This window comes from Limnoraphis robusta CS-951 (assembly GCF_000972705.2).
This window is the reverse complement of the sequence record NZ_LATL02000339.1, coordinates 20,454-27,371: the sequence shown is the minus strand read 5'-3', so window position 1 is coordinate 27,371 and position 6,918 is coordinate 20,454. Positions and strand designations below refer to the sequence as shown.

5 protein-coding genes are annotated in these 6,918 nt (G+C 41.6%); 2 read left to right on the top strand and 3 right to left on the bottom strand.

Annotation, left to right across the window (positions count from 1 at the left end; genetic code table 11):
* The first annotated feature begins 177 nt into the window (after nucleotides 1-177).
* Complete coding sequence (locus WN50_RS28685) at nucleotides 178-681, top strand: type III secretion system chaperone family protein (RefSeq protein WP_046279010.1); 504 nt, start codon at nucleotides 178-180, stop codon at nucleotides 679-681.
* A 54-nt stretch (nucleotides 682-735) separates the two neighbouring features.
* Here WN50_RS28685 and WN50_RS28680 read toward each other — a convergent pair whose 3' ends face one another.
* Both WN50_RS28680 and WN50_RS28675 read right to left on the bottom strand, forming a co-directional pair.
* A complete protein-coding gene (locus tag WN50_RS28680) occupies nucleotides 736-3,138 on the bottom strand; it encodes a putative PEP-binding protein (protein WP_049561067.1) in 2,403 nt (800 codons plus the stop codon).
* Between the two features lie 199 nt (nucleotides 3,139-3,337).
* On the bottom strand, nucleotides 3,338-4,393 hold the full coding sequence (locus tag WN50_RS28675) for a dipeptide epimerase (protein ID WP_046279009.1): 1,056 nt from the start codon (nucleotides 4,391-4,393) through the stop codon (nucleotides 3,338-3,340).
* Between the two features lie 545 nt (nucleotides 4,394-4,938).
* Between WN50_RS28675 and WN50_RS37940 the strand changes: the two genes are divergently transcribed.
* Entirely contained in the window at nucleotides 4,939-5,544 is a 606-nt protein-coding gene (locus WN50_RS37940; RefSeq protein WP_425354850.1) for a GGDEF domain-containing protein, read from the top strand.
* Between the two features lie 204 nt (nucleotides 5,545-5,748).
* Here the strand turns inward: WN50_RS37940 and WN50_RS28665 are convergent, their stop codons facing one another.
* Nucleotides 5,749-6,828, bottom strand: coding sequence for an alkaline phosphatase D family protein (locus WN50_RS28665; RefSeq protein ID WP_235441171.1), 1,080 nt, complete (start codon nucleotides 6,826-6,828; stop codon nucleotides 5,749-5,751).
* Nucleotides 6,829-6,918: the final 90 nt, after the last annotated feature.

Here is a 6,918-nt window from a genome sequence, read left to right as displayed (position 1 = left end):
CTCACTTACAGTCAAGTTGGTTTTTATTGGCCAGTTTACTATGAAGTGAGTAATATGATCTACCTTGAACCGAAGTCGAATAAGGTGAAAGATGATATGCTAGCACCGGACAATAAAAAAATTTGAATTCCTTGTTTAAACCAACAGTAAGAAGGGTTTTAGGAGATAGATAGAATTATGATTGCTTCAGAACAAAATCCAGAAATAGTCTCGAAGGAAGAGTTGACAGACAAACCTTTGTTTGATACCCTGCTCGAGTTCTTTGATGAAGATGGTTGGGTCTTTAAAGAGATTGAACATCGCCGGGTTTTAGCATTAGGAATAGAAGGGAAAAATGGCAGATTTGACTGCTACATGATCGCCCGTGAAGAAGAAAAACAACTGAGTGTCTATTCGGTTTTTCCGGTGAAAGTCCCTGACCACAAACGCTATAGCATAGCAACCTTTCTGACGATGATAAATTATGGGATTGTCATCGGCAACTTTGAAATGAATTTCTATGATGGAGAGATTCGCTATAAAACCAGTTTAGATGTCGAAGGCGATCGCCTCTCCTCAACCTTGGTGAAGCACTTAGTCTACTCGAATGTGACGAGCATGGATAAATATTTACCGGGGATTATGTCAGTCATCTTTGGGAATTTATCGCCTGAAGAAGTTATTTCTCGGGTGGAAAACTAAGAGATAAAAAGACAGACAAGCAGGGAGTTGGGTTAGGTAAAAACCCCTCTCTGTCTACTCTATGGTGTTGAAACGAGAATGTTCTAACATCAGTAAATGTTCCGCCCGAGCGATCGCTAAATAGGTTTTTTCGACGGCATCAAGATTCACCGAAATAGAGGTGACACCCCATCGGATTAAATGTTCAATCAGTTCAGGATATAAAACCGGAGCATCCCCACAAATTGAACAGGGAATTTTAGCTGTTATTGCCGTTGAAATTAATTGTTGAATCGCTTTCAGCATCGCCGGATGAAGTGCGTTTAAATGAGCAGGCGGGTGAGTTTGATTGCGATCAATCCCGAGAATAAATTGACATAAATCATTGGTTCCAATGGAAATCCCTTGCACTCCCGCTTTGATATAGTCGGACAGTAAAAAGATTACGGATGGAACTTCCGCCATGATCCAAATTTGAAACCGAGGATTATGGGTTAACCCGGTTTTTTCAATACAGTGACGGTAAATCGAAAACTCCTCAACAGAACGAACAAAGGGTAAAATCAGACGAATATTATCACAACCAGACTGGTAGAGCTGAGATAAAACAGCCAGTTCTAACTCAAATAACGTTGAATAGAGTTTGGGACTGTGGTGTTCACAGTTAGAGGAACGAGTTAAAACCGCGAGTTCAGAATTCTCCGCTCCCCATAAAGGTCTAACTTCTTGATGAAAGTCTCGCAAGTCTAGAGCGCGGTAAAATAGAGGATGGGGAGCGATCGTCGCCGCTAAACGTTGGAGTGCTTCAGTCATTGTCTCAATAAATTGGGACTGATACTGAGGTTGTAAGAATTGACTAAAATCAACAGAAGCGATCGCAGAGCCTAATACATCTAACGCCATTAGTTCCGAACGGACTAAGCCTATCCCATCAATCGGTAAATCTTTTAGTCGCTCTAAAGAACTGGATTGACTCAGATTCACCATTAATTGCGTCGCAATCGGAACCCGTAAAATATCTTGAGAAAAATGGGGTTTTGTCTTCCAGATAGATGAGTTCTGATCTGTCGTCATATTCGGGTCTTGAATCCGATGAACTTCTCCGCGATCGCCATCAACGAGCAGAGATTCTCCCATTTTAATCTGCTCAGTGGCACTGGGTACACCAATCACAGCCGGAATTCCCAGTTCTCGCGCTAAAATTGCACCATGTCCAGTCATTCCGCCCTGTTCTGTGACTAAACCGCCAGCGTGTTTCAGCAGAGGAAGCAACTCGGGTGTGATCGTGGGAACGACTAAAATTGATCCCGTTGGAAATAGATGGGTTTGAACTCCAGAAGCTGTCGGAATATAGGCTTTCCCCAGCCTTTGTCCTGCGGAAGCGGCTATTCCTTTGAGATCAGCAGAAGATGGCTCCGAGTCAACAACGGGCTGATCTTGGGCGATTAAACAACTATCGAGAATGCAGACTTGAGAGATGTAAAATTCGCAGGACTCACAGAATGTCCACTCGATCAACCCAGATGTTCCGAGATCTGTTGCGATCGGTTCGATTAACTCGATTAAGGATTGCAGTTGAGCGGGTTTGAGGACGGGTTCCTGATGTTCTTCAGGACTCAACAATTTGGCCTCTACAGGGCTTTTCAAGGGGGATAGGGAGGATTGAGCAAACCCTGTCCATTGACTGTCTAAATCGCTAAATTCTCGGGTTTCGGATGATTTTAAACGGTAGGTAATGGTTTTGTAACCCAGTCGTTGTTGTTGGACTTCTCGGGTTTGCGGATGAATTTGATAATGATCGGGGTGGGTTTGTCCCCATAAGATTGCCAATTCTAAACCCCAAGTGGCTCGAATTTCCCAAAATTCAGCATCGATGCGAATTGAACCGGAAGCGATCGCCTGGGGGATTGATTGTACTAGAACCGTTGGTTTGAGTTGTTCGAGTTTGACTCCCTTGCGTTGCCAGTATAATAAATTTCTTGCTCGAAATAATTCAGCCCAGGCTTGTTTTAACCCCAATTCAATCCCATCAATTGTTGTCCAACTGATCACTGGATCAAATAATCCACTCGTGGGTACTGAGGGCAATATTAAATCTGGATGAAACATCACCGCTTGAGCGTTGATTGTTTGTAGGCCAGATTGCAATGTCGATCTCAATTGAGAAGATAATTTTGATGTGATGATTTGATGACGAATCCGTTGGGCGATCGCCTGCAATTGTCGAGGATTGTTGACATCAATATGTAATGAAGAAGTCGGAAAATCAACGAAGAGCGGTTCTAGCCAGTCTATCGTTTCCAAAAACTCACCATAGATTTTCGCACTCACCACAAAGCCAGGAAGGACTGGATAACCCCGTTGGATTAAATGACCCAAGTAAAAAGCCCTATCCCCAACAACCGATCGGTCTGTGGTTTGAATTTTGTGAAGCCAGTAGAGATTTTCCACGCCATCAGTTGATAGACTGAAAGACATCTTATTATATATAATTTTATTACAAAACTGTTGCTATTTTAGCAAAAGGTGTGATATGAAGGGGTTGGGGATCTATAAACACATCAATAAAAACAACTGTATATCTCAGTAGAACGAGAGGCGTTGTACACAAGATCTATAGATCGCGTTTCCCTTAAGCTGTAATCTTTTCATGGGTAGGGATGATTCATCAATTATCCTAACTGTTCACGGATTTTCTAACCCCTAACCCTGGTAAATCATTCGGAATTAAACAGCCTTGTTTCACCGTTGCACCTGTAAAGGGATCATCAATTAAATTCAAGTGAGAGTCTAAATCTAGATAATCAGCTAGCGGTGCCAGATGAGAAGCGGCAGTATTTGCCAAACAACTATCAGAATAACAGCCAAACATCACCTGTAACCCAAAAGCTTTCGCAGTATGTATCATCCGCCAAGCTTCTGTTAAACCGCCAGATTTCATCAGTTTAATATTAATACCATGAATATAAGGAGCGAGTAGAGGAATATCCCGACTCTTAAAACAACTTTCATCCACAAAAATGGGTATTGGAGATTGGTCATAAAGTTGAGGAAGTTCTTTTAAAGCAACATCTACCCCTAACGGTTGTTCAACATATTTTACTCCGACCGACGCTAACCAGTGACACATTTTGACTGCATCGGGTAAATTCCAACCGCCATTCGCATCAACAAACAACACCGCATCGGCAGGGGCTTCTGTTTTCACCGCCATCAACATTTCTTGATCGGCTTCGATCCCTTGCGGGCTGCCCAATTTTACCTTTAATACCCGTACATCGAGATAATTTAACCAATCTCTGACTCTGGCTTTTGCACCTTCTGGGGTATTAATCCCAATTGTTACCGAAATTGGGACAATGTGATCGCGATCGAGTCCCCACAACCGCCACAAGGGTAATCCCAGCTTTTTTCCCATCCAGTCGTGAAACGCCATATCCAACGCCGCCCAAGCCGATGAAGGAAGTTGACTGTCCCTGAAAATTGCTTCGATCCGTTGTCGATCAAAGGGAGTCAATGCTTCCAATTTCGGGATCATCTCCTCTAACGCCGCTACCAACGTTTCTGAGGTTTGGGGCTGACTCCCCGTTGAGAAGGGCGATGCTTCTCCCCAGCCTTCGATCCCATCGTGAGAGACTTTCAGCCAAATATTCGTAGAGTGGGTTGTGGTTCCCCGGCTGATCGTCAAGGGAAAGCGTTTGTTCACAGTGAAGGTTTGAACTTGAAGCTGCATCTTCGTGGGTGTGGCTGGATCGACTGTGGTGTATGGGATAGGCATTTTTACAGGGGGCTGTCACTTCCACCTGTTTTTTCCCTTGACCTTACTCTAACCCCAAAATTCCTAAATTCGATGTGATGCTCATCACCTCAATGACTTCCAAGTTGTCACCAACTCAAACGGTTTCCCCTCACGCGGATACTTCTGAATTCTCACAGGGTTTCGAGAATACCATCACTTCTTATTTTTGTAATTGCATTGATACTAAGTCTTGTCGTTCAAGTGCATCGCAAATGTCAGATATGTTTAACCTCAAAGCTATCTTGTTCTCAATGCGTAAAAGATTGACCCGGAATTCTAAAACAGATTTAACCATTTTGAGCTTACATCAAGTGATTCAGCATCAAAATCAAATGTTACAACAACTGCAATCTGAAAATCAAGAGTTGAGACAGTTGGCAAATTTAGATGAACTTACTAGACTCGCTAACCGTCGTAAATTTTATGCTTATCTCNTAACCATTTTGAGCTTACATCAAGTGATTCAGCATCAAAATCAAATGTTACAACAACTGCAATCTGAAAATCAAGAGTTGAGACAGTTGGCAAATTTAGATGAACTTACTAGACTCGCTAACCGTCGTAAATTTTATGCTTATCTCTATGAACAATGGGAACAATGTAGCCAACAACCCTTATCGGTGATTCTCTGTGATGTTGATTTTTTCAAACCTTACAATGATACTTATGGTCATATTGCCGGAGATATCACTTTAAAACAAATTGCTGACGCGACTCAAAAAGCTGTTCAAGAAATTCTCGATCCCAATAGCTTTCTTGTGGCTCGTTATGGAGGTGAAGAATTTGCAGTGATTCTTCCTCAGTTAAATACTCAACAAGCCATGCAGATTGCAGAACATATTCGTCAGCAAGTGGCGGCTCTCCAAATTCCTCACGCACAGTCAAAAATTAGCTCATTTGTAACCCTGAGTTTGGGTGTAGCCAGCCGGAAACCCAATGATGAATTCTCGGCTTTAGAACTTTTAATGGATGCGGATCGTGCTTTGTATAAAGCCAAATCAAAAGGACGTAACCGCGTGGGGTATAGTTCCCATTTACAGAGTTGTGAAACGACTACTTTTTGTTCCTGCTGTGAACAAGCCTGAAGTTGAAATCGTGAGTGTTATATTAGATTGATCCCCTCAAGTGATCATCCTCAATGTAATTTTAAGGCGAGACTTTGAGAGAACATCTACCTCTTCCTCACGCAAACTACAATAAGATATCGGTAAAATATATTAGTTTTAAATTCATTTAAAAGTCGCACAATTAATGTTTTAATTTTAATTAAAATTGCTATTTTACTCATTTTAAATTGGATTAACTCTAAATTGACTGACGACTTCAGGGCGACGATTAATAATTGCAGCCGGAATGGTTTCAACCTCCTCTTCAGTATAGGGTTCAATTCCATAAACGGTGACTTGTAACTGTTGAGTTTGCGGATCAATGACAAATTCAGTCCAGCCAAATGTATGAGCCGCTACATAGCCTCCCTGAATTAATTCAGCATCAATTTCTGACTCTTCTAAGCCAATCGGATCATAACCAAAAGAAACAATTCTATTATCTAAAACCTCTTGAATAAACTCATCTTTTTGAAAACGAAGATCTAAACCAGAATAAATATCTTTAAGTTCAGGAGATAATAAATCATCCGGTGTTAACGCTACTGTAGCCACCCCAAACGGCGCCGCTATCTGTTCATTGTCTAACTCTAACTGTACCGCAGTCGGTTCGACGGTAATTTCAAAGGCATTGGTGGAAATTTGCGGCTGTTCAAAACCTGTTTGATAAGTTAGATTATTCACAATTGTACCATTGGCTTGTCCTGAAACAAACACCACATTATTAATATTATTTTCATCAATAAACCTTAATAACTCATTGCGTTCATCTGCGTAACCTTCCCACCGATCCTCCGCCTCGAAAAAGCCTAAATTCTGCATCGGAACTGGAGAAAAAACAAATTTCCAAGTAATTCCCGCCGCCTCTGAACCTAACAAATCATTTTTCAACTCTTCTAATTGTGCTTCTCCCAATAACGTTCGATCTGGGGTAAATGTTTGCTCGATAAATTGATTAATTTGTCCCTCTGTGGGAACATCAGGAAGCGGAAATAATGATTCATCTCTAAACGAACGAACATCTAAAATAAACGCCGCCGCATCTTTTCCATAAGGAATTGCACGATAAAGTTTTTGTTGATTTGCGGTGCGAGAATCTCCGGTTTCTCCATAGAATAAATTCCGTAAGGGTTGAGACTCAATAAACGAATTTAACGCCGTTTCAAACAAAGGCGTATCATTGACAAATTCTCCTTCTGTTCCAAAAATAGCCTGAGTTAATAAACGACTCGTTGGCGCAACTCCTCCCGCAAAATTATTAATTAAATTCTGATCATCCCAAACTGCATAAATCGGCGTTGATGATCCTAAATTTGCTAACGGATTAATTCAGCCCGTTGAGACACTGTTTCA